The sequence below is a fragment of the Sphaerochaeta sp. UBA5849 genome, from assembly GCA_002432715.1.
Classification (GTDB): domain Bacteria; phylum Spirochaetota; class Spirochaetia; order Sphaerochaetales; family Sphaerochaetaceae; genus Sphaerochaeta.
The window spans coordinates 1-23,945 of record DJGJ01000013.1 but is presented as its reverse complement, the minus strand read 5'-3'; the positions used below and the strand labels follow the sequence as shown (position 1 = coordinate 23,945).

Here is a 23,945-nt window from a genome sequence, read left to right as displayed (position 1 = left end):
TTCCTTAAGTTGTGAACATTGTCAGGAAACACCAAACCTTGACTCTGTTGCGGTTTCTCATGGTTCCACCCTGCTACTCAAGCAATCTCTTCCTGATCTCGTCGACCACCTGTAAGAATGCTTCAAACACGATGGGGTCGAAATGTCTCTCTGCTTCCTGTCTCATCACCTCGATTGCTTGGTCATGTTCCATTTTATCTTTGTATACCCGCTTGCTCGTAAGTGCATCATATACATCGATTACGGCCATCAAGCGTCCGGAAAGGGGAATTGCAAGACCGCGCAGCCGGGCAGGATAGCCGCTGCCGTCGTACCACTCGTGGTGGCTGGCTATCAACTCCCGGGCAGTTTCTATGAAGCTTATCTTTGTCTCTTCATTCTCGATGCTGTAATCCAGGGCCTCAACACCCTTGTTCACATGCTCGCGCATGATGGCAACTTCGCCTGGATCAAGTTTTCCAGGCTTGAGCAGTACATGGTCGGGAATGCCGACCTTGCCGATGTCGTGCAAGGGAGCGGTATCGATCAGTTCCTGAATCTCTTTTTCGCTCAGCTCGTATCCAATATGTTTCATTTTCTGCAACTGTTGGCAAAGCAGTTCCATCATGATTTTGGTGCGTCGGGCATGGTTGCTGGACTCGATATTCCGCACTTCCAAAAGCCGCACCAATGCGTTGATGGTTATCACGTTGGTACGTCTGATTTCTGCAGTTCGTTTTTCAACAAGTTCCTCAAGGCGGCGGTTGTGCTCCTTGATGAGCTCGGTGGACTGCTTGAGCCTCAGTTGTACATCGATGCGCATCTGCAGGGCTTTGAAATTCAGCGGCTTTCGGATGAAATCGACGGCGCCTTTCTCCAGTCCGCGAATTTCCATATCGACTTCCTCGGTATTGGTAAGAATAATGATGGGAATTTCAAGATTCCTGGCTTGGATGTGGTCCAGAAAGGTGAACCCATCCATGACAGGCATGTGAAGGTCCAGCAGGATGAGGTCGACCTCTGGATGCGTATCGAGCGTGTGCAACCCCTCTTCGCCGTTTCGAGCCAGCAGTACCGTGTGATTGGAAAGCGTGTATTGGATGAGCGTAAGATCAGTTGCCGCATCATCGATTGCAAGAATTATGGCCACCTTCCACCCCTCCTTGGACATGTTCCATCGTACCATCGCCGACCAGCCGGGTAAAGGAGAATAGTCTTGCTATTCATTTATTGATGGGACTATCTAATACGTCCGTGCAAAGTCTACGCAATTGATCAATGGCTTGTTCTGGAGATACAGCCCAAGGTTCTTCAAAAACAGGGAGAACACCTGATGAGGATCGCTTGGGGACAAGCCGCTTGCATGCGGGGTGATCAGGACATTGTCCAGCGTCCATAGTACATGGTCCTGCGGCAGGGGCTCGATCGTGGTGACATCGAGGCCGGCTCCCTTTATCCTGCCGCTCTGAAGGGCCTGCACCAGAGCCTGCTCGTCCAGCAGGTTGCCTCGTCCTACATTGAAAACATACGAGCCTGGTGGCAACAGGGCTATCCTTCGCTCATCAAGCAGATGCTCGGTTTGATCGGTGGAAGCTGCACACAATACAAGGTAGTCGGCTCGTACCAAAAAGGCATCCAGGTCCTTCTCCGTTCCCAGCTCGTCCACATAGGAAGGCTTCTCAGTTGCCGTTCGTTTGACGGCAAGTACCCTGAGGCCGTGGGCTTTCGCCCGCAAGGCCAGCTGGGTCCCGATATCCCCAAGCCCGATGATCAGCAAGGTGCTCTCCCAGAGGTCCTTGGTAGGGAAGTAGCGTTTCCATAGCTTGCTCTTCATCTGGTCATGATAGCGCAGCAGGTTGTGGTTGAAAGCGATTATTTCACCGATGACATGGTCGGCGATTTGCCTGCCGTAGGTGCCTCTCGCATTGGTCAGGAGGATGGGCTGGCTGGCATAGAGGGCGGGATCGACATACTGACTTACCCCCGAGGATGGGGTTTGCAGCCAATGCAGGTTGGTGGCATGTTTCAGGTCTTCCGGTTTTGGCAGTCCTACAATAATCCGGGCTTGCTGCAACTGCTCGCGGCTATAGTGCGACATGTCTGTGCTGGTTACGCGAACCTGGGGGTACAAGGCCTCAAGGCTTTCCATTTCTTCCTGATCAGGACAGAAATGCGATCCGGTGAGAAAGAGTGTATCGATGGTATGCATGTCTGATCTCCTGGGTATGGGAGAAACCCTATCGGTTACCTTCTGTTTGGGCAAGAGACTCTCAACCCTTTTTCCGGGTTTCCTGATGTTTTTTCATCTCATAGAGGCTTGTATCGGAGCGCCTGATCACATCCTCCAGGGTATCGCCTTCCTCCCAGACAGCCAGGCCGATACTCACAGAAAGCGCCTGTCCCTTCAACTCCGGAAGAAACACAGCCTGGACATCGGTTTTGATCAGATTGCTTATTTGTCGGGCGTTTTCAAGATTGGAGGAGGGCATCACCATGACAAATTCATCACCGCCTGAACGGAAACAGCCCTCATCCCCCTCCGAATGTTGCAGCAATGTCTCGGCAATCCGTTTCAGAACCTTGTCCCCGACGGGATGTCCGTGTTCATCGTTGATAAGCTTGAAGGTGTCGACATCGAGGGTTAACAGTACAAACGGCTTATGGTGTTTCCGTGCGTCTCTTTCCAAACGAGCCAAAGCCTTGTTCATTGCCCGGCGATTGCCCAAGCCGGTCAACTCATCGGTATAGGCGTGGACGCTGATCAATTGGACGACGACAAAAAGGGAGAAGGAAAGCAGCAAGGAGAGCAACGAGAAGGTGATGATGTGTAGATACAAGAGCATGCGTGACTGTATGAGCAAGGTTGCCGCCGAATAGTCGACTCCCACCAATCCTGTCAAACTGCCGTCACGATGGTCGACAATAGGGGCGAAGGCGCTGAGGTATACTCCCCAGTCGGAGAGGAGCAGTTCGGTGCTGCCGGTTGCCATTCGGGTTGTATATACGTTCTGCTCGGTTTCATCCATTGTATCGAGGGAGCCGAAAGGGGAGAAGTTTTCACTGTCGGGGAGCTCGGCATCGAGAACGTAGCGGATGATTTTTCCATCAACCAGCGCTTCGGTATAGATATAGTCGGCGTCGTTTTGTTCCTTGATGGTACGCAGCAAGGCATTGTATCGCAGGTAGTCGGCATAGGCCTGGGAGTCCTCATTGAGTGTCGGTGCATCGGATATGGCTCGATATGACTCGATGTCGTCTTCCAGAAAGGTTGCCACGGTGGTGGCGATGGAGAGAGCGCGCAAACGGGCGTTGTCTTTGAGGACATTGGTGGTTCGTTGATAGAGAAATTGTGCAGGGAAGAGGACGCAAAGAATCGTTGCTGCAAGCAGTAGCAAAAATGTGCGTTTTTCCCCAAAACCAATACGTAGGGATTTTCTCATCAATCCTCAGAGAACAAATAGGTGCGCTGTATATCCGCCCTGCCTGCATCTACCATACTTATAACGTAAGCATCAGCATTTGTCATCCAGTGCACCGCCTCAGGTTGGTGCAATGCATGCAATATGTTGGAAAGTGATGGCCGGTATACACGCGTATACCGGCCTGTCGGTTCACTTCAGGTTGGCCCTGAAACTCAGTGAGTTGAATGCTCTGGAAAGCGTGTTTGCCTGCATGCCCGGTTGGGCTTCGTGAGGGGCGAAACGATATCCGCCAAGAATCAGGACCTGGAAGGAATCGAATAGGTTGAGTTCAAAGCCGGTGGCGATGCTGCTGTAAAATGCCATGCCAGATCCAGATAGGATTCAGTCTCTTCGATTTTCCCCAAAAGCATCCGACCGATACTCGCCTGCAAGCCACCGTGTGGCTGTATGGGTGTGCTCCAAAATGTACAGTATCTATGACTGAAAGAGAAAAGTACAAATGAGGAATACAAATCAAAAAATGGAAGAAGGAATGTGCAATTGCTTGGTGTACTATGCCATGGGTGGGTGTATTTTTACCATGGTCTGCGTGGTGGTGATTGGAAGGGCACCCTGCGATGTCTTGACAAGCAAAAGACTCTTTCTGTATAAATGAATGAATTAAAAAATATTCATTCAGGATGGACGCATGGAAGAGAAACAAGCTCTGTTGTACAACGCGGCAAAAACATTGTTCACCAAGGGTGGGTTCAAATCCACCAGCGTAGCCCAGATCGCCAAGGAGGCGGGGCTTGCTGTGGGAACCTTTTACCTCTACTACCCGTCAAAGGAAAAGCTGTTTTTGGATATATTCCTTGCAGAGAATGCAGTGTTGAAACAGAGGTGCCAGGCACAGCTTGACGTAACATTGGAACCGAAGCAAGTGATCGCCCATATGCTTGCGTGCAACAGCGAAGGTATGCGCAACAACCCGATTTTGCGTGAATGGTACAACCGAAAGGTTTTTGCAAAGCTCGAGCAGGTCTATCGCCTCGAGCACGGCAGTGAAGCGGTGCACTTCCTCTATGACACCTTTGTTCAGCTGGTGGAGAAGTGGCAGGCCGAGGGAAAAATCAGAAGCGATGTCGATGCCGCGACGATCATGTTGGTATTCACGGCGATTATGAACATCGATGTGCACAAGGAGGAGATCGGAGTTGAGCACTTTCCCCGGTTGCTGGACACGATCACCTCGTTGGTGATGGATGGCCTGATGCAAGGATGTGATCATGCGTAGCGTCGAGGCAACCCTTGCAGTCATGCATACCCAACTGTCCTGCAAGGTCTATGGAGAACAGCCTGAGGCGGCAATTGAGGCGGCTTTTGCAGAAGTGAAGCGTCTGGAATTACTCTTGAGCAGGTTCCTTGCCGATAGCGAGGTGAGCGGCATCAACGGTCAGGCTGGAAACGGTTTGGTAGATGTTTCCCCCGATACCATTGAGGTGCTGCAGGAGGCCGTGGCGGTCGGCGCTCTTTCAAGCGGTGCGTTCGATGTAACCATCGCTCCTCTGATGAATCTCTGGGATTTCACCCATGCTGCAATTCCCCCCACCCAAGCCGCCATTAATGAAGTTCGATCGCGTGTCGATTACCGCCAGATACGGTTGGATGTGAAGAATCGACGTGCCGGCTTGGGTGAACAGGGGATGATGTTGGATCTGGGAGGCTTGGCCAAGGGCTATGCCGCTGATCGTGCCAAGCAGGTGCTCATCGAATGGGGTATTGAATCGGCTTACATCAACCTTGGCGGCAATGTGTTGCTTCTGGGATCGAAACCGGATGGGTCGGCATGGAAGGTGGGCATCCGTCATCCCAGGATCCAGAATTCTTTGGTTGGAGCCATCGCGGCCAAGGACGTCTCGGTTGTCACCAGTGGTGACTATGAACGGTTCTTTATCGATTCGCAAGGAAAGCGGCAGCACCACATTCTCGATCCGAGGACCGGCTGTCCGGCCCGGTCTGGCTTGATTGGTACGACGGTGGTCTGCCCTCGTTCCCTGCATGCTGACGCCCTTTCAACAACCTTCTTTCTTTTAGGCCTCAAGGGATGCAAAAAGCTGTTGGCCGACCTCCCCGAAGTCGGGGTGTTTGCCATCGATGAAAACCTGCAGGGTTGGATCACCGAATCATTGGTCTCCGTTTTCCAACCGGTAACGGGACTGAACATATCACTTCTCAGTACATGATGCGTAAGCGTAGGAGAAATCGTATGTGGTGGATTTTGCCTGGTATGATAGTGATTATCGCCGTAGGCTTGTTCATGGCGATGCGCGTGGATGGACCGAATCGAAAAGAGGCTTCCCGGTTGCAATTTGAAAACGTGCAGTTTTCGAACCTCTAGGATGGGATGTACATCGGGCAGTGGAAGGGCAGTACCTCACACCTTCGCGATAACGAGACCGAAATGAGGGTGGCCGGCGGTGAGGTCGAGGGTTTCAGGATTCTCAAGGGCGCTGCTGCCAAGAATGGTCAGCCGGTCAAGCTTTCCAAGGGAAGGACCATTGATGAGTTATTCAAAGCTGCAATAGAAGCAAAGAGCCTTGTTGTGGATGTAATCAGCGGGGTGACTGTCACTTCCAAGACCCACCTGAAGGCATTTGGGATGCATCGAAACAGGCTGCGCAGTGAAAAGCAGTAGGGAATGTCTTGACAAATTTATCGTACTACGATAAAAAATATCTGTAAAACGATATTTGGAGGCATTCCATGCTTAGTTTGTCAAACAAAGGGTTGCGCCTGCTTACAGGTCTGCTTACCCTCAGTCTCATCCTTGGCTCGCTTGCCGTAGCCGGCATAACGGTGTACTTGGTCGTCCTGGCAGTGCAGGGTGATTTCTCTCTCTTGTTGGTGTTCCCCGAAGGCCTGCAGGTTACTCAGGCTGTGCGATCTGCAAGTCTGGGCTCTTTTCTTCTCTACTCCATACTCCTGGTGGCAACCCTTGTGCTTGGCTTGTTGTTTTTATACCTGCTGCGCTCGATTCTTCACACACTTGCCCAGTCCAAAGGCTTCACCCGAACGCTTCCCGACAAGATAACCAACATGGGATATATCCTGCTGATTCTAGCCTATGCAAAGCAGTTGTTGCTGGTCTTTGTCTTTACCCGGGACTTGGGAGAACTTTCAGGCTTGCTTGGCTTCCGCTTCCAGCTGCTTCCCAATGAGGCTGTCTATGCACTCATTCTGCTCGTGCTCGCTCGGGTGTTCAGCTACGCATTCGCCTTGCAGCGTGAATACGAGCAAACGGTCTAGGCAAGCGTATGGCAATCATTATACGACTTGACCGTGTGCTGGCGGACCGCAAGATGTCACTAACCGAATTATCCGAGAAGGTGGGTATCACGATAGCAAACCTTTCCAATCTGAAGACAGGGAAGGTGAGTGCCATCAGGCTGAGTACCATGGAAGCAATCTGTGAGGCCCTTGGCTGTCAGCCCGGAGATTTGTTTGAGTACAAGACAGAGGAATAGGCCCTACTGCTCCTGATACCAGGTATCCGGTGTATGAAACGTGAGCTCCACCACCCGTTTGGTCACCAACGAGGCAGCGCCCCTTGCTCCGGTGTAGACGTCCATGCTTCCCTGGACAATGGGAATCTCCGGTGTCAGATAATCATTGGTGACCTTCTCTTTGATATAGTTGACATAATAGGTGCCGGTGGTTGCCATCGGCCCTCCCAACACAATTTTCTTGGGATTTATGATGGTGATCAGGTGTCCGATGATCTTGCACATTGGATCGGCGACAGTTTGTACAGCCTGTTGGGCAAATACATCCCCGTCCTCTGCCGCCTGCATGATTTGGGCGAGCGTCACTGTTTTTTCCGTGGAATATCGTTGTGCAAGAGGCGTATATGCGAGGGAGTGGTTCTCCTTCAAGCTCTTCAACACATTTGCAATGAGGGCATCGGTGGAGGCCAGAGGGAGTGCACACCCTTTTCGCCCGCAGCTGCAGTACGGCCCGTGAGGGTCTACAATGATGTGACCGATGCCGCCGGTGTGGATGTTGGTCGTGAACATCAGTTTGCCGTCGATGAAAATGGCTGAGCCCATTCCGGTCCCGATGCCGATGAAGATGAAGTCCTTTACGCCTTGGCCTTGCCCATGATGTGCTTCGCCGAGGCCGGTAGCGCGGTAGCGGTTGAGGATGTAACAGGAAAAGCCCGTCTGATGCAAAACGATGCGCCCCAGCGGAATGTCTCTCCAACCAAGGTCGACTGCCTTGATGATGGTCCCTGTTTTTCTATCGATGACCCCGGGGCTTCCTATCCCGATGGCGGGAAGCAATTGCGAGCCGTATTTCTTCTGGATTTCCTGTATTCCCCCGATAAGGACTTGGATGAAGCTGTCGATGGTCATCCGCTCTATGGGGTAGTGCAGGTTCTCGATGGGCTGTCCTTGCAGATTGACGACGCTCAGGTACCAATCGCTCTCATCAAAAAAGGCTCCGATGGCGTAGCGTTTGGAAGTTGACAAGGTCAGGGGTTTGCCCGGCCTTCCTCTTCCTTGGGATTCGGAATCCAGCTCCTCGAGTATGTCTGAACTGATGAGTTTATTTACGTAATTGGAAGCCGTGGTCCTGCTTAACCCGAGCTCTTTGGCTATGGCTGCACGGGAGGGTTTCTCAGAACCCTCCTCAATGCATTCTATGATGGCTTTGAACGTTTTTAGTTCAAGATCATTCACGCTCATCCTGTTCGTTCCTCATCTGAACACGTTACATCAACTTTTGGAGAATGTCAGCCCTGGGAAAGAATCTATCGCCGACTTTGATCTCACAGACCGGGAACAAGACAGGTTTTGTGATGAACTCAAAACCGGACCGGGTGACCAGGATCGTGTCCTCGCTCTTTGTGCCGGTGATCGAGGGATTCCAACAGAACCCTTGATTGTCCTCCACCACATGGGTATTGGAAAAATCGACACGATAGTCGCGCCCGGCATACCCGATGGGCCCGCCCTGGTGGTGATTGTCGATTTCATATCCGTATCCCCGCTGTTCATAAGCTTTCTTGCCGCAGGCGAGGACATCTTTCAGCTGTCGTCCAACCTTTGTCTCCTGCATGAGGATGCAATCGATCTCCTGGTTTGCGCGCATCTGCTGCTCAAGAGCCGCCGAGACAGGTACAAAGTTGACATACCGGGTCAAGCATACGGTAAGGCCCCATTTGCGGAGGTTCCCTCCGATTTGGACCCGCTCTCGTACTTGAGCATCGGTGGGAAGCGGATGGCGGTAGCTTGAGATTCTCTGGTCGGCGGCGCACATAAGCGAGACCACTTCCAAACCCAGCTCCCTGGCTTTCTGTGCGGCACGTGCGAGAATGGCGTATTCGCATTCACCCACCCTGATCGAGCTTGCGGTCTCTTCAATCACCAGTGAAGCAAGCTTGCCGACCATCCGGAATTTCTCAACTTCGCTCTCGGTGAGGGAGAATCTCAAGACCTTGATCTCTTCAGCAAGATTGGGACCGATCTTGTGTAAATAGTCAAAACCAATGCGGCCTGAAGGCACCAGATCTTGCAGGGTTGCCGTCTCAAATGCGTCGTTGTGCCAAATGCCTGCATGCATGGCAAAGCCAAGTTCGGCAAGATTTTCTTCATCCATCATCCGTTGGCTCTCGACAGTGCTGGTTATTGCATGATGGGCGTCTGATGTGACGAGCAGGCCGCAGTTGCCCATGTCCGACAGGCCTACATAGTTCCTGCCGCCGCAGGAAAGCCAAGCAAAATCATCCTGTCGTTTCAAATAGAGTGCATCCAGATTCTTTGTTTGCATGAGCGTTCTGAGTCGTTTCAGCTTGATTGCAAACTCTTCATGTAAAGTCATACGTCCTCCAGTTCTGTCGTTGTTGTTTGGAATCTAGCATGCAAAGAAGTATTTGACAAGTAATTTGTAAAAATAAAAAACAATTGTAATGATTGTATAACTATAGATAAAATAATACATTAAAATATTTTCCTCATTAAATATTCATATTAATGAAGGTAATACCAATATATTTTGTAATTTAAATTGACAAAATGCTGATTCGCTTTTAGGATAGATACAAGTCATTCGGAGGTTTGCTTTGATGAAGAACTATGGATTCGGGATTATCGGGTTGGGTACCATTGCTGACTTTCATGTCAGGGCTATCCAAGAGCTTGCGCAAGGAAAGTTTGTAGCTGGATTTGATGTGGTGCCGGGAAAAGCTGAAGTATTCTGCTCCAAGTATGGCGCCGTCGGGTATAGCGACTTGGATGCCTTTCTCTCCGACCCTGCAATTGATGTTGTCACCATCACCACTCCCTCCGGTCTCCATATGCAAGGCGCGGTTTCTGCCGCCAAGGCAAAGAAGCATGTCATCGTAGAGAAGCCGCTTGAAGTCACCATCGAGAAGTGCGATGAGATCATCGAAGCGGCACGGCTGAACAACGTGAAGCTTGCCGGCATTTTCCAGTCGAGATTTCACCAGGGAGCAATTCTCATGAAGCAGGCGGTTGAAGAGAACCGGTTCGGCACCATCCTGCTGGCAAATGCTCAGGTAAAGTGGTTCCGCAGCCAGGAATACTACGATTCAGTTGCCTGGAGAGGGACTTGGAAGCTCGATGGAGGCGGTGCGGTGATGAATCAATCGATCCATGCCATTGATCTTTTGCAGTGGTTCGTTGGTGGAGTCGAGGAAGTGACTGCACATGCGGCAACCCTGGCTCACGAGCGGATCGAGGTTGAGGATACAGCGGTTGCGATGTTGCGCCTCAAGAGCGGTGGGTTTGCAGTGATAGAGAGCAGCACTGGCATCTACCCCGGCTTTCTCAAGCGCATCGAGATTTGCGGTACCAAGGGCAGTGCAATTCTTGAGGAAGAGGATCTCATCCATTGGTCCTTTGCCGAAGAGAAGGAAGGAGACGAAGCAATTCGCGCCCGTATCGGTGCAGGTCCTTCAACCGGAGGAGGAGCTTCCAATCCGACTTCCATCGGTATACACGGCCACGTGGCACAGTTTAAGGACTTCATCGAGGCTATTGAAAACAATCGGGAGCCTTTGGTTTCAGGCCAAGAGGCAAGGAAATCCGTAGAGATCATCCAAGCGATGTATCAAAGCGCCCAAACAGGACATTCAATCCGTTTACCGTTGTCAACAACCCTGAAAAAGGGATAATAGGAGATCATATGAAAAAAATTGTATTTGTTGCGTTGGCAATCGTTCTTTCTTGCAGCATGCTGTTTGCTCAAGGAAACAAAGAGGTTTCAGCAGTATCTGCCGATATGTCAAGCTTCCCGAACAAACCGGTTGAAGCAGTGGTTGGCTGGAGTGCCGGCGGCGGCGGCGACGTTGTATTCAGGGTTCTGGCTGAAGTGTTCCCCAAGTATGCCAATGGTCAGAATTTGGTGATCAAGAACGTTCCGGGAGCTTCCGGCGTAACCGGCGCCATTGAATTCTTGGATGCCAAACCCGATGGGTATAGTGTCATGCACTGGAATAATGCTTCGATGACGAAGACCCAGCTCAGCAAGACTCCCATTACCGTCAATTCATTCGTACCGGTATTGCAGGTCGTCAGCTCCTACAACTACCTGCTGGTGAACGCCGATGCAAAGTGGAACTCCTTGCAGGACTTTATTGCCGACGCAAAGGCGAATCCTGGGGTGCTCTCCATCGGTAACGCAGGGACCGCCGGCGGAAACCACATGGCTGCAATTTTGTTCGAAGATGCAATTGGTGGTGAATTCACTCACATTCCGTTCAGCGGCGGCGGCCCTTCCATCATTGGTCTGTTGGGCAAGCAGGTGGACTCGGCAATGAACAATGCTCCTGAAGGCGTCTCCAATATTGAAGCCGGCCAGCTGAAGATGCTCGCAGTATTCTCTGAAGAGCGCTATCCTGCCTTCCCCAATGTTCCTACCGCCAAAGAGCAGGGCTTGGACCTTGTCCTTCCCCAGTGGAGAGGCGTGGTATGTCCTCCGGGCACTCCCGATGCCGTGGTGCAGAGACTGCATGACATCTTCAAGCAGTGCATTGAGGATCCCATCTTCATCGAGAAGATGAAGGCCATGAGTGTAAGCCCCGAGTACCTCAACTCTGCTGATTTCGGCCAGTTCCTCCTCGCCGAGGATGCCCGTTACGAAGCACTTGTGAAGGCAAAAGGCTTGGGTGACCGTTACTAAGTTTGTTCTGAGCGGAGGGTCGTCGCAACCAATCGATGGCCCTCCCTTTTTGTAATGCGGAGTCAAAGATGAAAAAGAAAATCACAGCGGATTTTTGGTTTGGTTTGGGTGCCGTTCTCTTCGGCATATTTGTACTTGTTCAAGCAAAGAAGCTTCCCCAGGCAAAAATGGGCATCGGCCCCGGCGACTATCCTGCGTTTGTCGCAATGGTCATCATACTCTTGGGGCTGATACAGGCAGTCAAAGCGTTGTTCACTGATGCTTCAGCGGCACAACAGGGCGAAGCCTTCGATGCCCGACGGGCTAAAAAGGTCTTTTTGCTTGTTTTTGGCACCTTTGCCTACGTTTTCCTGATGAAGTATCTGGGTTTTCTTCTCCTTACTCCCTTTTTTCTTATGTTCGTGTTTTGGATGTTCGGGTACTCGAATAAAAAAAACGCCATGGTGATCAGCATTACCGTCTCTGTGGTGATTTACTTTCTGTTCATGTACGCTTTCCAGGTTTTACTACCAAGATTTTCACTGTTCTAAGAGGAGAAGATGACTATGTTCACCAATATTGTAAGCGGTTTTTCTGCCATCCTTCAGCCTCTCACATTCCTCTTCATGGTATTTGGAGTGGTTGTCGGCATTGTTATCGGATCACTTCCCGGTCTCTCGGGTTCAATGGGCATCATCTTGCTGCTTCCTTTGGTTTATCGGCTTCCAGCCGATACCGCCTTGGTCATGCTCTGCGGTCTTTTCTGCGGTTCCATGTATGGAGGGTCCATCTCGGCCATCCTTCTGAAGACACCGGGAACCCCATCAGCTGCAGCAACATTGCTGGACGGATATCCATTGTGTGAGCAGGGACAGGCCGGAAGAGCTTTGGGAATCTCAACCATAGCTTCCTTCATTGGTGGCTTGGTTTCCTCGATCTGTTTGTTTCTCATCGCACCCCAGCTTGCCAAGATTGCATTGAACTTTCATGCTGCAGACTATTTCTCCCTCGCCATCTTCGGCCTTTCAATCATGGCCAGTTCATCAGGGAAGAACATCGGCAAAGGGCTCTTGGCCGGATGTCTGGGTTTACTCATCTCCACCGTCGGCATCGATGCCATCGCCGGCACCGACCGTTTCACGTTCGGCATTCCCCGATTGATGAGAGGCTTCAACTTATTGCCCGTACTGATTGGGGTCTTTGCTCTCTCTGAGGTTTTCACCCAGGTTACCAACAAGCATGGTAAAAGTGCAGCCAATGCACAGGTCATCACGAATATGTTGCCGAAATGGTTTGATATCAAGGGTTTCCTTTTTGCAGCAATTGTGGGATCGGTCATCGGTGTATTCGTTGGCATTATCCCGGGTACCGGAGGGTCCATCGCTAGTTTCATCGCCTACAATGTGGCCCAGAAACTATCAAAACACCCTGAAAAATTCGGAAAAGGATCATATGAGGGTGTAGCGGCGCCTGAGGCATCAAACAATGCCACCACCGGAGGTGCCTTGATCCCCATGCTTTGCCTTGGTGTTCCTGGAGACGTAGTTACCTCGGTAATGCTTGGTTCTCTGATTCTTATCGGCGTCCGTCCCGGTCCACTGTTGTTTGTTGAGAGCATCGACTTGGTCTACACTATTTTTGCGGGGATGTTTGCCATCCAGTTCGTGATGCTTGCCGCCGGACTTGTCAGTGCCAAGTACTCTCCAAAAATCCTCAAGATTCCCACCAACATACTGATGCCGATCATCATCATCCTTTGTGTTGTCGGCTCCTACTCCTTGGGAAACCAGCTCTATGATGTCTATGTAGCGGTTTGCTTTGGAGTAATCGGCTACTTCATGAAGAAATTCGGCTACCCCGGAGCTCCCTTGGTGCTGGGTGTCATTCTCGGCCCCATTGCCGAAGAGAACCTGAACAGGGCTCTTTTGATGAGCAAGAACAGCCTCTCAGTGTTCTACACCCGCCCGATTTCCTTGGCCTTCCTTCTGCTGGCGGCCTTCACCATAATTTTCTCACTTGTTTCCAGCATGAAAAAGACAAAAGCCTGATCAGCAAAGTAAAGGCAATCAGTACTAAGGCCTATGACAGATTGTCAAAGGCCTTGATTGGTCGAAATCAAGGTTGAATTCACTGCCGTTGCATGCGATGATGCAAGCACTATAACAGTAATCAGGGAAACGGGATGAATAAGAGGACAGGAATGGAATGACTGGCTTGCGCATCGTCTTTGGCGATGCGGCTTGTTCATGCACGGGCTCTGGTGCAGAGGAGATGTATCGGTATGGATGCATGGAGGATTGAGCACGACTTATTGGGTGATAAGCAGGTTCCTTCAGACGCCTATTATGGGGTGCAGACTGTTCGGGCCATGGAGAACTTCGTGGTGTCGAATATTCCGATATCCCGGTTTCCCTTCTTCATTCAGGCTTTGGCTTACATCAAGAAGGCTACTGCCTTGGCGAACCTTGAGTATCGTATTCTCGATCCAGCGGTAGGGGGAGCCATCATCGAAGCGTGCGATGAGATCATTGCCGGCAAACTGCATGACCAATTCCCCGTCGATGCCATCCAAGGAGGAGCGGGAACCTCCACCAACATGAATGCGAACGAGGTCATTGCAAACAGGGCATTGGAGCTCTTGGGCAAGAAGCGCGGGGAATACAAGATCATCCACCCAAACAACCATGTCAATCTTTCCCAGTCGACCAACGATGTCTATCCCACTTCCATCCGTCTGGCGGCTGCTTGGATGCTTGATGCTCTGCTTGTTGAACTTGAGAACTTCAAAGCATCCCTAGAGGAAAAGGGCAGGGAGTTTCACGATGTTTTGAAGATGGGGAGAACCCAGCTTCAGGACGCCATCCCCATGACGTTGGGGCAGGAATTCATCGCTTGGGCCGAGAGTGTGGGAGAGGATATCGAACGGATGCGGATCGCCAGGACGCTCTTGTATGAGATCAACATGGGAGCGACTGCCATCGGCACCGGCTTGAATGCCCCCAAAGGGTATGCCGAGGTGGTCACCCGGCATCTGGCACTGCTAACCGGCCTGCCTCTGGTCCCTTCGAGGAACTTGATCAAGGCCACCCAGGATTCGGGTGGATTCATCGAGCTCAGCGGTGTGCTCAAGCGAATTGCTGCAAAGGTTTCCAAGATTTGCAACGACCTTCGCCTCCTTTCCTCCGGCCCGAGGGCGGGTATCAACGAGATCAATCTGCCGCCCATGCAGCCGGGCTCGTCCATCATGCCGGGCAAGGTGAATCCCGTCATTCCCGAAGTGGTCAACCAGGTTGCTTTCGATGTCATCGGCAACGACCTTGCCATCACGCTTGCCGCCGAGGCCGGGCAACTGGAGCTCAATGTAATGGAGCCCTTGATCGCTTTCAAGCTCTTCACTTCGATCAACAACCTTACCAATGTATTGCATATCCTGACAAACCGCTGCATTATCGGCATTACTGCAAACAAGGAGCGTTGCAGGGAGATGGTGGAGAACAGTATTGGCCTGGTAACGGCTCTTGTTCCTGTATTGGGGTACGAGCTCTGTTCCGAGATTGCCAAGAAGGCTCAGAAAACCGAGGGATCCGTCTACAGGATAGTGCTTGAGGAAGGGTACTTGAGTGAAGAGGACCTGAAACGGATCCTCTCTCCAGAATCGATGCTGAATGGGTGAGCGCTTGACCGGTAGGGAGCATGACAGGGCTTGGTTTGAGCAGAGCATGGCTGTCATCTGGGTGACTGTGGTGTACACCAGCCGGTTCCTTGGCAGTCCATATTCAAAAGACACCAGGATCGTGCATCCCGGGCCAAATACCAGAAAGGAGTGAGTTTTCTGCGTGTCGGCAGCATGAAGATCTTCCGCGACCTCATTATACAGCATGCGGGGTGTGGTGAGTGACGACCACCTTCAAATTCGTACGTATCGGGGCCTGTCAGAACATGAAGATGTTATACATCCTGGAAAATAAAAGGCTGGTGGATTCAAACAGGCTGTTACTCTCTGATCAACGGATCGAATGAGGTGCCCCTGGCGGAAGGCACGTACCAATTCCGGTCTGTATCGAAGGTTAGAAAGGCATCGGTCTCTGTATGTTTCTTGAGCATGGGAATGGGCCTCGGGCCTGCCCAGTTCTTCCTCAGCTTGTCGTGTGTATACTTGATCGTTATCCTGTCGCCGACAGAAAGATTGCTCTCGCTTCTCACAACCATAATGACTTCGGCTTTGGCCTTCACCTCGGTATTGCCTGAAAATAGGTTGTACGACTTGGATACCGACAGTACCTTGATCTGTATGTGCTCTGGAGAGCGCATCTGCATAAGATGGTACTCGGAAGGTGCAATCTCCGCTCCCAAGGTTGAGAGGAGCAGCATCAGTGTCATCATCAGGATAAGACGTTTCACGCACGTATGTCTCCTTGTGTGTATCATGTATGGTACAAACAGGGAATTGTCAATCACAGGGCATGCTGTGACTGGACAGCCGGTACAGCAGGCAGTAGGGTGATAACTATGGCAACCACTGAGGATTTTATAGAATTTGTTGTAAGCCAGATTGATGAGAGCTGGCAACCGCTCTATAGGAAAATGTTCGGATCGTACATGCTCTATATCCATCGCAAGCCGCTCTTTTTGGTATGCAACAACACCGTGTATGCAAAGCAGCTGGAAATCCTGAAAGACGTACTTGCAGAGGCGGAGAAAGGCTTCCCGTATCAAGGTGCCAAGGAGCATTACATTGTCGACGTAGAGGACAGGGATCTGCTCGAGCAGGTGATCGCTCTCTCAGAGCCCCTGATTCCCATCCCTGTCAAACGCTCGCGGAAAAAGAAGCAGGGCTGAAGACGATGCCCGAGCGGTCGCACTTGATGCAATTCACGAAAGAAAAGGGGAAGTGGACGAATTAGAGATATTTTGCGTTTTAAACTCTGTGACAAGAAGGCGTGTCAGTGCACTTCCTTTTTGCGTATCTCCTTCTGTATATACAAGTCCTTGTCTGACAGGTCGATCAGTGTTTCCACCGTGATACCGGGGAACCACTCTGCCATGCCGATGCTTGCCGACAAGACTCTGCCTTTGAGTTCGGGTATTGTGATGCTTGCTATCTCTTCCTGGATGGTTTCCTTCATCGCCTGTGCCTGCAGCAAGGTGGTGGCAGTGAGAATGACGGCAAACTCATCACCACCATACCGGAAACATACCTTGGAAGTGTTTGCAGCTTTGACCAGCGCCCGTCCAAAGTGTTTCAGTACGATATCGCCGACAGGATGTCCATAGGTGTCATTGATGGTTTTAAATTCATCGACATCCAGAAGGCAGAGTACAAAATTCTGGTTTCGTTTCTTCGCTTCGTACTGGACTATTCTCAAGGTTTTTATGAACGCCCGCTTGTTTCCCAATTTGGTCAGGTCATCGATGCCGCTGCGGTCATGGATGGTGACAATGAGAATATAGAGAGCGAAGGTGAGCGCCAGGGTGAACAGGGCGGACGTGGTATTCAGCACCCAAGCAAAATTCGAATATTGCTCTTTGAGGAAGTCCTTTGAGTAGTCGACGCCAACCAAACCTACAATGTGCTGGTCACGCTGATCGATGATGGGGGCGTACGCAGAAAGATAGGTGCCCCAGACACTGTCCTCACCCAAGTCGGTTACCGTTGTTTCACCATTTTTGAGCGTGCGCAGTTCATGCTCATCCATGGCATCCCGGCTGCCGAAGGGGGAGAAGAGCACTGTGCCAATTTCCTCCCCGTCAAGGACGAATACGCTGGTTTCGTCATCCAGATACTTGCTGGTGTAGATGAAGGTGGCGTCGCTTTTGGATTTGATCTCGCGCAGGACTGCATTAAGCTTTTGGTAGTCCTGTTCCAGCTTGCTGCCGGTCGTCAGCGATTCTGCTTCCGAGATCGGGCGATAGCGTTCAATGTCGTAGGAGAGGAAGGCCGCCACGGTACTGGCGATATTGAGTGCTTTCTCCTGTGTTTGGGTAAGCAGCAACGTCTTGTTTCTGTTGTACAGGAAGCGGACTGGCATGGAAACGCAAAGTCCTACGGCAAGCAAGAGCACCAAAAAGAGATTGCGCTTCCACGTCTTCGTTTGCATTTCGCACCTTCTTCGAACGGCTGCCGATTTTCCAAGAATGACAAAAACTCGGCATTCACCTTGTCCATACTTATACCGTAGGGATCCCTGTTTGTCATCTGAAAACTGTTGTATCGGCTCAATTTTTGTAAGAAGCAGGTAAGAACTTGAAGTCAAATCATGTCTTAACACATTGCCAGAAATCTGTCACATATGAGGAATGTATTGGATTGTACGATTTTTATTGACAAAGATGATGCATGTCGTGCGACTATTCTCTCATATTGTATCAATAAAAGGTGTGACTCAAACATGAAAAGAAATCTTCTTCGTTTCGGACTTGTTGTAGCATTGCTCGGCATGCTTATCAGCTGTGATATGTCCATGGATAGTAGTGCGCTCTCCCGCAGCATGTCAGCAAGTACTGAAGATGCATCACGCAAGGTTGAAAAAAGCGGCGCTCCTGCAAGTTTTACTGCGACAGTGAATGTCTATCAGCAACTGGGCAGTGTGGCAACCGAGCACAAAGGCAACAGCAACCATTACAAGACCGTTGAGGAGACCTTGCAAAGCTTTGCCTACGGGCCGTATGGTGGAACCATCAAATCCGATTGGCCTTTGCTCAATGGCAAGAATGTCATCATGAACAATGTGACCAACTACAATCTCGATCCGGTTTCCGGTGCGATTTCAGGTTCCAACCATAGTGTAATCCAGGTTGTCGATGAGGCTAAGCAGGTGGTAGCAGTGCTTCAGGCAAACGGAACGATTGATGGCTCATTGCTTGGTGCTGAGATTTCGATGAACTGGACGCTCAAGGAAGTCCTGGGCAAGAAGATCAACGCACGAGGCAAGGTAGGAGGACTCTTTACTTGGGCTGTGTTCAATGATGAGACAATGTCCTTGGAATATATCCTTCCCAACGGGACATTCACCCTTACGGGAACGTACAACTAAACGATTTCGGACAGAAAATAAAGAGGACTGTTGTGCTGTTACAACAGTCCTCCGTGTTTCGATCACCAAACTCTACTGGGTTTAGTAGTTGACCAGGTTATAGGTTTCGATTGCCTTGTTGATGTCCTTGGCCATTCCGTTGAGTGTGGCTTGTGGATCCAATTCATTGTTTGCAAGTCGGGCAATGTAGTTCTGTACAATCTGGCGGGCTTCGGAGAACACGCTCAGCAGGGCACCGGCATACTGCGGAGCAGAGCTATGCAGCTGGTCGATGGCTACCTGGAACTGAGGATACTTTGCGATGTTTTCCTTGAAGGTTGCGGTCTGGGCTGCAGCAACGGTTACGGGGAAGTAACCGGTCTTGGCATTCCAGAACGCCTGCATCTCGGGAGAGACCATGAACTTCAGGAATTCCCAGGTTGCATCCTCTCGCTCCTGCTTGCCGGTATCCATCATCCACAAGCTTCCGCCGCCGACCGATACACCACCGACGTCATTGCGGTTGATGGACGGAAAGTAGGCAACGCCGATCTCAAACTTGTCACCGACGTTCAGAAGCAGGGACTTGAGTGCTGCAGTGGATTCGGGAATCATGCACACATTACCGGAAATGAAGGCTGCCTTGGCATCATCATTGCCCATGTTGAGGTACGGGGAGATTCCTTCCTTGAGGATTTTGTCCCAAACTTTTATGATCTGCAGACCGCCGCCGTTGGTGTCGAATTCGACTGCGGTGGCGTAGTCTTTACCACGACCATTGTTGTTGTTCACATAATGCAGACCCATCTTGCCGATCCATTGTTCAAAGAACCAGCCGTAGTTGCCCATGCCGTAGCCATAGCGCTTGACCGTTCCATCGGGATTGACGATCTTCAGCTTCTCGGCGATCTCATAGATGTCCTCGAAACAGGTGGGAACCTTGGTGATTCCAGCCTCTTCGAAGGCGGTCTTGTTGTAATACAAGAGCGGGGTGGAGCTGTTGAACGGCATGGAATACAGGGTGTTGTCAACGGTGTAGTAAGCAGCGATATTCGGCTCGATCTGGCTGATATCGTACTTGTCTTTTTCAATGTACTCTTGTACAGGAAGAATCCAGCCGGAGTCGATCATGTACCGGGTACCGATATCGTACACTTGGATGATGTCGCAGGGATAGTTTCCGCCGGAAGCCTGGATCTTGGCGAATTCATCGTCATAGTTGCCCTGGAACTCATACTTTACTTTGATTTTCCCTTCATTCTGCTTGTTGAACTCATCGACCATCGATGCGAGTGCTTCACCGTTCACTCCTCCCATTGCGTGCCAGAATGTGATTTCCACCGGTCCTGCTGGTTTGGCAGGAGCTGCCTTGGTTGCTTCCGAGGCTCCGCCTGCGAAGAGGGAACCTGCAATCAAGAGACCGACGAGAATCAAACACAACGTTTTCTTCATTTCCTTTTCTCCTTTTATTGAAATACCATGGAATGAATCAGCCATTCCAGAAACACCTATATTCAGGGACGAAAACCTTCAATCATCCCTTCACAGCACCAGCCATCAAGCCGTTGATCAGCTGCTTGTTCATGAAGACGAAAATGCTCAGCGACGGTACGATGACAATGACAACACCGGCCATCATCAGGCCCAGGGAAACAGCATCGATGTCGTAAAGCATCGAGATGCCGATTTGCACCGTGCGGAACTCCCGGGAATTGGTCACCAACAGCGGCCACATATATTGGTTCCACGTATTCAAGAATACATAGGCTCCCAAGGCTCCGAGGGCGGGGCGGGAGAGCGGGACGACGATGCTTGTCAGGAATCGGAGGTTTGAGCAACCATCCAGCTTGGCGGCTTCATAGAGCTCTTTCGCGAATGTCAGGTAGTACTGCCTGAGCAGGAAAATCCCCATGGCGCTGGTAAGGAAAGGGAATATCAAAGCCCGGTAGGAGTCCAGCCACCCCCACTGTGCCATGGTCAGGTAGTTGGCGATGATCGTCACTTCTCCGGGGACCATCATGGTTGCAAGTACGGCAATGAATAAAATCTTCTTCCCCTTGAACTGGAGGAAGGAGAAAGCGAAGGCGGCCAAGGAACAGGTGACCATCTGTCCGAGCATCACCGTCGTCGATACGATGAACGAGTTGAGAATCATGCGGGGGAAGTTGTAGTACGGATTGGTGAACGCCTGGATATAGTTGGTGAACTTGACCGATGTAGGTATCAGGTGATTGCCATAGATCTCATCGGGTGGCATGACCGATATGGATATGGTGTAGAGCAAGGGTACGAGAATCACCAACATCAAAGGGATGTTCAGAAGAAAGCGTCCTGTATTTTGTAGTAGTCGTCTTTGTCGGGTGGCTATGCGCATCAGTAGTTCACTCCTTTCTTTTCAAATCTGAACTGGATGATGGTGATGACCATCACGATCAAGAAAAGAATGACCGATCTGGCGGCGGCCGCACCAAACCTGAAATTTCGGAATGCATCCTTGTAAATCGACCACACCATGACGTTGGTCGCATCGCCAGGGCCTCCCTCGGTCAGCAGCTTGATCTGGCTGAAAGATTGGAAAGCCCCGATAATATTGATGATTATCTGGAAGAACAGCGTTGGGGAGATGGAAGGGAGGGTGACAGAGAACACTTTTCTCCAATACCCGGCACCATCGACAGAGGCACTGTCATACAGCTCCCCGGGTACGTTCCTGAGGCCTGCGCTGATGAATATGAAGTTGATCCCGCTGGTAAGCCAGATGGTCAGGCCTACAACCGATGCAAGGGCATAGCGGGAATCGCCGGTAAAGTTGATTTGTGTGCCCATCAATTGGTTCAATAGTCCGTTGGTGGGGTGCAGTATCATCTTGAATGCCATTGAGGCTGCAGCCGATGCAATGGCGATTGGCATTGCATATACAGCAGCAGAAAAGCCAGAGCCACGATACTTCTTCTCGGTAAGCAGGCTGGACGTCAAGCCGACGAGAAGGCCGCCCAATGCAACGGCTATGACAAACTTGAAGGTTACCGCCACACTCGACCAGAAAGAAGGGTCTTTGAACAGCGTGAGATAATTGTCATTGCTGGTAAATGCAACGAATATTTTTGCCTTGCCGGTTTTGTTGGTGAGGAACATGCTCAAGAATATGGTACGGAGAAATGGATAGTAGAGGAACAAACCGAAGATGATCAGGGCCGGGAGTAAAAACAGGTAGGGTTCAGATAGCGAGAGGAATTTTTTCTTCCTCAATGTCGGAATATTCGTTTTAACTGAATCTTTCATCGCATGCTCCACGTGTATCAAGGTATTCAACATAAAACCAAAGGGACGCGTACTAACTTGCCTGTCACTTCTGATCAGTACTGGAGGACTATCGCTTAGCTCTCCTGTTTGATGGAATTGCAAGGTCTTTTCACTCTGGTTGTAAAAAATCAACGGTAACAGAAAACGTTCTCAGACCATCATTATAGGCCTGCTATTTTCAATGTGCAAGAAAATGTTTATTATTTAAGCGATATTAAGCACGATATCTTTACTAACTTGGCTTAATTTACAGAGGAAATTGTGTTCTGAATTCCAATTATGGTTGTACCAGCATCCGTCCGAAGCCTTTGATTTTGGGACTGGAAGCAGGATACATGCGGATTTCCACGCTACCGGTAACTGAGTACGCATCCAAAAATTCAATCTCTGCATCGAAAAATCGATGAAAGATGGCTACATGGGTGATATCCTGCTCCTCACCCATGAAAATGATATCACCACACAATGGTGTCTGTACTGGTTTTGTATAAAAGGCAAAAAGCTCTGTTGAAGTGGTATCGGAGAAAGGTAGTTTCAGGCCATACCGTTCTCCAACCTCTTGGTAAATATTAATCACCAAACCGGAATAATCGGTATTGGCTTTCGGTTCATGCCGATATGACTGGTCTTCCTGTGCAGGCAAGCTTGAATTGTTGACAACATGCTTCTCCTTTGATAGGTTTTGGAAATCTTATGAGTACAAAGGGATTTCTTCTATGAAGGGTATCGTTCGACCTTGGTAACACAGCAAAGCAAGTAACCAATAGCTCAGCCCATGTGTGGCAGGGCTGTCTTTGTGCATCCGGTGTTCGAACTTTATAGGAGATATTCACTATGCAAACACTTCGTTGGAAGACGCAATTCTTCACTATCTGGGCAGGTCAGGCTGTCTCACTTATTACCAGTGCCATCCTGCAGATGGCAATCATTCTCTACCTTACCGAGACTACAGGCTCAGCTTTAGTCCTGTCGCTTGCCTCCTTGGTCGGTTTTCTGCCCTATGCCGTATTGGGGCCCTTCATCGGCGTGCTGGTCGATCGATGCAACCGCAAACACATCATGATTCTCTCAGATTTGGTTATTGCTCTTGCTGCCGCTATTCTCGCCTTTGTGGCACTCTCGGGGGCGCTGCCGGTATGGCTGGTGATGGCAACTCTTTTTGTACGGAGTGTGGGGACGGCATTTCATACCCCGACACTTTCGGCGGTGACACCTCTTCTGGTGCCCCAAGACATGCTTGCCAAGTGTGCAGGGTACAGCCAGGCGATCCAATCGGTCAGCCTGTTGCTCAGTCCGGCACTTGCAGCATTCCTGTATATGGTCTGGGATCTGACAGCCGTCATCGCCTTGGACATCGCCGGGGCTGTGGTTGCAAGCATCACTGTGGCTTTGGTGAGTATTCCGAAGCTGCAAGGGCCGCATGAAACGACCGAACTTCACTTCATTAGGGAGATGAAAGAAGGTTTTGCAGCCCTGCAGGCTAACAAAGGTCTCTTCACCCTGCTTTGGATCGGCTTCCTCTTCACGTTTATCTACATGCCCATCAACGCGTTGTTTCCGCTGATGAGCATGGAGCACTTTGGGGGGACTGCATTCCATGTTTCCCTTATTGAGGTCACCTTTGCTTTGGGCATGCTTGCAGGAGGCTTGGTATTGGGACTTCTGGGAACGTTGGGCAAGCGAAATCTTCTGATCGCCGCGTCCATCGCTGTCATGGGCCTTGTTCTCGTAGTCTCCGGCTTGCTGCCTCCAAGCGGGTTTTTGGTATTCGCAGCCAGTTGCTTGGTTATGGGTTTTGCAGCTCCTTTCTATGCCGGGGTGCAGACTGCGTTGATCCAGGAGAAAATCCAGCCGCAAGTCCTGGGTCGGGTATTCTCCCTCATCGGCAGCGTACAAGGCTTTGCAATGCCGCTTGGGCTTATGCTCAGTGGCTTGCTTGCCGATGGAATCGGAGTAAGCCGTTGGTTTTTTGTGTCGGGAGTGTTGCTGTTGCTAGTAGCTTTATTGGCTTTCCTGTTGCCCTCACTCCGAGAGCTGGAGTAATAAGGAGCTGTGCAAATATAAA

General features: G+C 50.6%; 27 protein-coding genes. 15 read left to right on the top strand and 12 right to left on the bottom strand.

All coding sequences use genetic code 11. From position 1 onward, the window contains the following. Nucleotides 1–73: 73 nt before the first annotated feature. The 4 genes from B3K89_RS01585 to B3K89_RS01570 all read right to left on the bottom strand — a co-directional run bounded on the left by B3K89_RS01585 (nt 74) and on the right by B3K89_RS01570 (nt 3,764). Nucleotides 74–1,129 carry an HD-GYP domain-containing protein gene (locus B3K89_RS01585; protein ID WP_293891096.1) on the bottom strand — a complete coding sequence of 352 codons (1,056 nt, stop codon included), beginning with the start codon at nt 1,127–1,129 and terminating at the stop codon, nt 74–76. Between the two features lie 93 nt (nt 1,130–1,222). Next, nucleotides 1,223–2,188 carry a D-2-hydroxyacid dehydrogenase gene (locus B3K89_RS01580; RefSeq protein WP_293891093.1) on the bottom strand — a complete coding sequence of 322 codons (966 nt, stop codon included), beginning with the start codon at nt 2,186–2,188 and terminating at the stop codon, nt 1,223–1,225. Between the two features lie 61 nt (nt 2,189–2,249). Next, complete coding sequence (locus tag B3K89_RS01575) at nt 2,250–3,419, bottom strand: GGDEF domain-containing protein (protein WP_293891090.1); 1,170 nt, start codon at nt 3,417–3,419, stop codon at nt 2,250–2,252. Nucleotides 3,420–3,590: 171 nt separating this feature from the next. Further along, entirely contained in the window at nt 3,591–3,764 is a 174-nt protein-coding gene (locus B3K89_RS01570; RefSeq protein WP_293891087.1) for a hypothetical protein, read from the bottom strand. A gap of 325 nt (nt 3,765–4,089) precedes the next feature. On the opposite strand from B3K89_RS01570, the gene B3K89_RS01565 reads away from it, so the two are divergent. The 6 genes from B3K89_RS01565 to B3K89_RS01540 all read left to right on the top strand — a co-directional run bounded on the left by B3K89_RS01565 (nt 4,090) and on the right by B3K89_RS01540 (nt 6,907). Further along, complete coding sequence (locus B3K89_RS01565; protein WP_293891084.1) at nt 4,090–4,677, top strand: TetR/AcrR family transcriptional regulator; 588 nt, start codon at nt 4,090–4,092, stop codon at nt 4,675–4,677. Further along, nucleotides 4,670–5,626 (top strand): FAD:protein FMN transferase, encoded by a 957-nt coding sequence (locus tag B3K89_RS01560; RefSeq protein WP_293908771.1) that lies wholly within the window; start codon nt 4,670–4,672, stop codon nt 5,624–5,626. The genes B3K89_RS01565 and B3K89_RS01560 overlap by 8 nt, the downstream gene beginning before the upstream one ends. A gap of 23 nt (nt 5,627–5,649) precedes the next feature. Further along, nucleotides 5,650–5,781 carry a hypothetical protein gene (locus B3K89_RS01555; protein ID WP_293891078.1) on the top strand — a complete coding sequence of 44 codons (132 nt, stop codon included), beginning with the start codon at nt 5,650–5,652 and terminating at the stop codon, nt 5,779–5,781. A gap of 6 nt (nt 5,782–5,787) precedes the next feature. Further along, on the top strand, nt 5,788–6,078 hold the full coding sequence (locus tag B3K89_RS01550; RefSeq protein WP_320348679.1) for a hypothetical protein: 291 nt from the start codon (nt 5,788–5,790) through the stop codon (nt 6,076–6,078). Nucleotides 6,079–6,146: 68 nt separating this feature from the next. Then, entirely contained in the window at nt 6,147–6,689 is a 543-nt protein-coding gene (locus B3K89_RS01545; RefSeq protein WP_293891075.1) for a hypothetical protein, read from the top strand. A gap of 8 nt (nt 6,690–6,697) precedes the next feature. After that, nucleotides 6,698–6,907 carry a helix-turn-helix domain-containing protein gene (locus tag B3K89_RS01540; RefSeq protein ID WP_293891072.1) on the top strand — a complete coding sequence of 70 codons (210 nt, stop codon included), beginning with the start codon at nt 6,698–6,700 and terminating at the stop codon, nt 6,905–6,907. Nucleotides 6,908–6,910: 3 nt separating this feature from the next. On the opposite strand, the gene B3K89_RS01535 is transcribed toward B3K89_RS01540, so the two are convergent. Continuing rightward, nucleotides 6,911–8,128, bottom strand: coding sequence for an ROK family transcriptional regulator (locus B3K89_RS01535; RefSeq protein WP_293891069.1), 1,218 nt, complete (start codon nt 8,126–8,128; stop codon nt 6,911–6,913). Nucleotides 8,129–8,153: 25 nt separating this feature from the next. Continuing rightward, complete coding sequence (locus B3K89_RS01530) at nt 8,154–9,263, bottom strand: M24 family metallopeptidase (protein WP_293891066.1); 1,110 nt, start codon at nt 9,261–9,263, stop codon at nt 8,154–8,156. A 244-nt stretch (nt 9,264–9,507) separates the two neighbouring features. Between B3K89_RS01530 and B3K89_RS01525 the strand changes: the two genes are divergently transcribed. From B3K89_RS01525 to B3K89_RS01500, 6 genes are all read left to right on the top strand, one after another. Further along, the gene (locus tag B3K89_RS01525) at nt 9,508–10,578 is read left to right on the top strand and encodes a Gfo/Idh/MocA family protein (protein ID WP_293891063.1); all 1,071 of its coding nucleotides are present in this window, start codon (nt 9,508–9,510) and stop codon (nt 10,576–10,578) included. Between the two features lie 11 nt (nt 10,579–10,589). Continuing rightward, nucleotides 10,590–11,585 (top strand): tripartite tricarboxylate transporter substrate binding protein, encoded by a 996-nt coding sequence (locus B3K89_RS01520; RefSeq protein WP_293891060.1) that lies wholly within the window; start codon nt 10,590–10,592, stop codon nt 11,583–11,585. A 68-nt stretch (nt 11,586–11,653) separates the two neighbouring features. Beyond that, nucleotides 11,654–12,115, top strand: a complete 462-nt coding sequence (locus tag B3K89_RS01515) for a tripartite tricarboxylate transporter TctB family protein (protein ID WP_293891057.1) — start codon at nt 11,654–11,656, stop codon at nt 12,113–12,115. A 15-nt stretch (nt 12,116–12,130) separates the two neighbouring features. Next, entirely contained in the window at nt 12,131–13,612 is a 1,482-nt protein-coding gene (locus B3K89_RS01510; RefSeq protein WP_293891054.1) for a tripartite tricarboxylate transporter permease, read from the top strand. 233 nt (nt 13,613–13,845) lie between these two features. Continuing rightward, nucleotides 13,846–15,237: an aspartate ammonia-lyase gene (aspA, locus tag B3K89_RS01505; protein WP_293891051.1), complete on the top strand. Its 1,392-nt coding sequence runs from the start codon at nt 13,846–13,848 to the stop codon at nt 15,235–15,237. Beyond that, on the top strand, nt 15,230–15,391 hold the full coding sequence (locus B3K89_RS01500) for a hypothetical protein (RefSeq protein ID WP_298503551.1): 162 nt from the start codon (nt 15,230–15,232) through the stop codon (nt 15,389–15,391). Before aspA ends, B3K89_RS01500 begins: the two co-directional genes overlap by 8 nt. 166 nt (nt 15,392–15,557) lie before the next feature. Here B3K89_RS01500 and B3K89_RS01495 read toward each other — a convergent pair whose 3' ends face one another. Then, nucleotides 15,558–15,965, bottom strand: coding sequence for a hypothetical protein (locus tag B3K89_RS01495; RefSeq protein WP_293891048.1), 408 nt, complete (start codon nt 15,963–15,965; stop codon nt 15,558–15,560). 108 nt (nt 15,966–16,073) lie between these two features. Between B3K89_RS01495 and B3K89_RS01490 the strand changes: the two genes are divergently transcribed. Continuing rightward, nucleotides 16,074–16,403 carry a transcriptional regulator gene (locus B3K89_RS01490; RefSeq protein WP_293891045.1) on the top strand — a complete coding sequence of 110 codons (330 nt, stop codon included), beginning with the start codon at nt 16,074–16,076 and terminating at the stop codon, nt 16,401–16,403. A 104-nt stretch (nt 16,404–16,507) separates the two neighbouring features. Here the strand turns inward: B3K89_RS01490 and B3K89_RS01485 are convergent, their stop codons facing one another. Beyond that, nucleotides 16,508–17,662, bottom strand: coding sequence for a GGDEF domain-containing protein (locus B3K89_RS01485; RefSeq protein WP_293891042.1), 1,155 nt, complete (start codon nt 17,660–17,662; stop codon nt 16,508–16,510). A gap of 291 nt (nt 17,663–17,953) precedes the next feature. Between B3K89_RS01485 and B3K89_RS01480 the strand changes: the two genes are divergently transcribed. Beyond that, nucleotides 17,954–18,598: a hypothetical protein gene (locus tag B3K89_RS01480; RefSeq protein WP_293891039.1), complete on the top strand. Its 645-nt coding sequence runs from the start codon at nt 17,954–17,956 to the stop codon at nt 18,596–18,598. An 81-nt stretch (nt 18,599–18,679) separates the two neighbouring features. Here the strand turns inward: B3K89_RS01480 and B3K89_RS01475 are convergent, their stop codons facing one another. The 4 genes from B3K89_RS01475 to B3K89_RS01460 form a co-directional block, all read right to left on the bottom strand. Continuing rightward, on the bottom strand, nt 18,680–20,029 hold the full coding sequence (locus B3K89_RS01475) for an ABC transporter substrate-binding protein (RefSeq protein ID WP_293891036.1): 1,350 nt from the start codon (nt 20,027–20,029) through the stop codon (nt 18,680–18,682). An 82-nt stretch (nt 20,030–20,111) separates the two neighbouring features. Continuing rightward, the gene (locus B3K89_RS01470) at nt 20,112–20,951 is read right to left on the bottom strand and encodes a carbohydrate ABC transporter permease (RefSeq protein WP_293891033.1); all 840 of its coding nucleotides are present in this window, start codon (nt 20,949–20,951) and stop codon (nt 20,112–20,114) included. Next, nucleotides 20,951–21,859 carry a carbohydrate ABC transporter permease gene (locus B3K89_RS01465; RefSeq protein WP_293891030.1) on the bottom strand — a complete coding sequence of 303 codons (909 nt, stop codon included), beginning with the start codon at nt 21,857–21,859 and terminating at the stop codon, nt 20,951–20,953. Before B3K89_RS01465 ends, B3K89_RS01470 begins: the two co-directional genes overlap by 1 nt. Before the next feature lie 298 nt (nt 21,860–22,157). After that, the gene (locus B3K89_RS01460) at nt 22,158–22,523 is read right to left on the bottom strand and encodes an NlpC/P60 family protein (RefSeq protein WP_293891027.1); all 366 of its coding nucleotides are present in this window, start codon (nt 22,521–22,523) and stop codon (nt 22,158–22,160) included. A gap of 191 nt (nt 22,524–22,714) precedes the next feature. Here B3K89_RS01460 and B3K89_RS01455 point away from each other — a divergent pair, with 191 nt between their 5' ends. Next, nucleotides 22,715–23,923, top strand: coding sequence for an MFS transporter (locus B3K89_RS01455; protein WP_293891024.1), 1,209 nt, complete (start codon nt 22,715–22,717; stop codon nt 23,921–23,923). Nucleotides 23,924–23,945: the final 22 nt, after the last annotated feature.

Excerpts from the sequence above, each read along its gene's own strand:
- B3K89_RS01580 (WP_293891093.1), bottom strand. The coding sequence starts at position 2,188 with ATGCATACCATCGATACACTCTTTCTCACCGGATCGCATTTCTGTCCT.
- B3K89_RS01575 (WP_293891090.1), bottom strand. The coding sequence starts at position 3,419 with ATGAGAAAATCCCTACGTATTGGTTTTGGGGAAAAACGCACATTTTTG.
- B3K89_RS01570 (WP_293891087.1), bottom strand. The coding sequence starts at position 3,764 with ATGGCATTTTACAGCAGCATCGCCACCGGCTTTGAACTCAACCTATTC.
- B3K89_RS01565 (WP_293891084.1), top strand. The coding sequence starts at position 4,090 with ATGGAAGAGAAACAAGCTCTGTTGTACAACGCGGCAAAAACATTGTTC.
- B3K89_RS01560 (WP_293908771.1), top strand. The coding sequence starts at position 4,670 with ATGCGTAGCGTCGAGGCAACCCTTGCAGTCATGCATACCCAACTGTCC.
- B3K89_RS01555 (WP_293891078.1), top strand. The coding sequence starts at position 5,650 with ATGTGGTGGATTTTGCCTGGTATGATAGTGATTATCGCCGTAGGCTTG.
- B3K89_RS01550 (WP_320348679.1), top strand. The coding sequence starts at position 5,788 with ATGTACATCGGGCAGTGGAAGGGCAGTACCTCACACCTTCGCGATAAC.
- B3K89_RS01545 (WP_293891075.1), top strand. The coding sequence starts at position 6,147 with ATGCTTAGTTTGTCAAACAAAGGGTTGCGCCTGCTTACAGGTCTGCTT.
- B3K89_RS01540 (WP_293891072.1), top strand. The coding sequence starts at position 6,698 with ATGGCAATCATTATACGACTTGACCGTGTGCTGGCGGACCGCAAGATG.
- B3K89_RS01535 (WP_293891069.1), bottom strand. The coding sequence starts at position 8,128 with ATGAGCGTGAATGATCTTGAACTAAAAACGTTCAAAGCCATCATAGAA.
- B3K89_RS01530 (WP_293891066.1), bottom strand. The coding sequence starts at position 9,263 with ATGACTTTACATGAAGAGTTTGCAATCAAGCTGAAACGACTCAGAACG.
- B3K89_RS01525 (WP_293891063.1), top strand. The coding sequence starts at position 9,508 with ATGAAGAACTATGGATTCGGGATTATCGGGTTGGGTACCATTGCTGAC.
- B3K89_RS01520 (WP_293891060.1), top strand. The coding sequence starts at position 10,590 with ATGAAAAAAATTGTATTTGTTGCGTTGGCAATCGTTCTTTCTTGCAGC.
- B3K89_RS01515 (WP_293891057.1), top strand. The coding sequence starts at position 11,654 with ATGAAAAAGAAAATCACAGCGGATTTTTGGTTTGGTTTGGGTGCCGTT.
- B3K89_RS01510 (WP_293891054.1), top strand. The coding sequence starts at position 12,131 with ATGTTCACCAATATTGTAAGCGGTTTTTCTGCCATCCTTCAGCCTCTC.
- aspA (WP_293891051.1), top strand. The coding sequence starts at position 13,846 with ATGGATGCATGGAGGATTGAGCACGACTTATTGGGTGATAAGCAGGTT.
- B3K89_RS01500 (WP_298503551.1), top strand. The coding sequence starts at position 15,230 with ATGGGTGAGCGCTTGACCGGTAGGGAGCATGACAGGGCTTGGTTTGAG.
- B3K89_RS01490 (WP_293891045.1), top strand. The coding sequence starts at position 16,074 with ATGGCAACCACTGAGGATTTTATAGAATTTGTTGTAAGCCAGATTGAT.
- B3K89_RS01485 (WP_293891042.1), bottom strand. The coding sequence starts at position 17,662 with ATGCAAACGAAGACGTGGAAGCGCAATCTCTTTTTGGTGCTCTTGCTT.
- B3K89_RS01480 (WP_293891039.1), top strand. The coding sequence starts at position 17,954 with ATGAAAAGAAATCTTCTTCGTTTCGGACTTGTTGTAGCATTGCTCGGC.
- B3K89_RS01475 (WP_293891036.1), bottom strand. The coding sequence starts at position 20,029 with ATGAAGAAAACGTTGTGTTTGATTCTCGTCGGTCTCTTGATTGCAGGT.
- B3K89_RS01470 (WP_293891033.1), bottom strand. The coding sequence starts at position 20,951 with ATGCGCATAGCCACCCGACAAAGACGACTACTACAAAATACAGGACGC.
- B3K89_RS01465 (WP_293891030.1), bottom strand. The coding sequence starts at position 21,859 with ATGAAAGATTCAGTTAAAACGAATATTCCGACATTGAGGAAGAAAAAA.
- B3K89_RS01455 (WP_293891024.1), top strand. The coding sequence starts at position 22,715 with ATGCAAACACTTCGTTGGAAGACGCAATTCTTCACTATCTGGGCAGGT.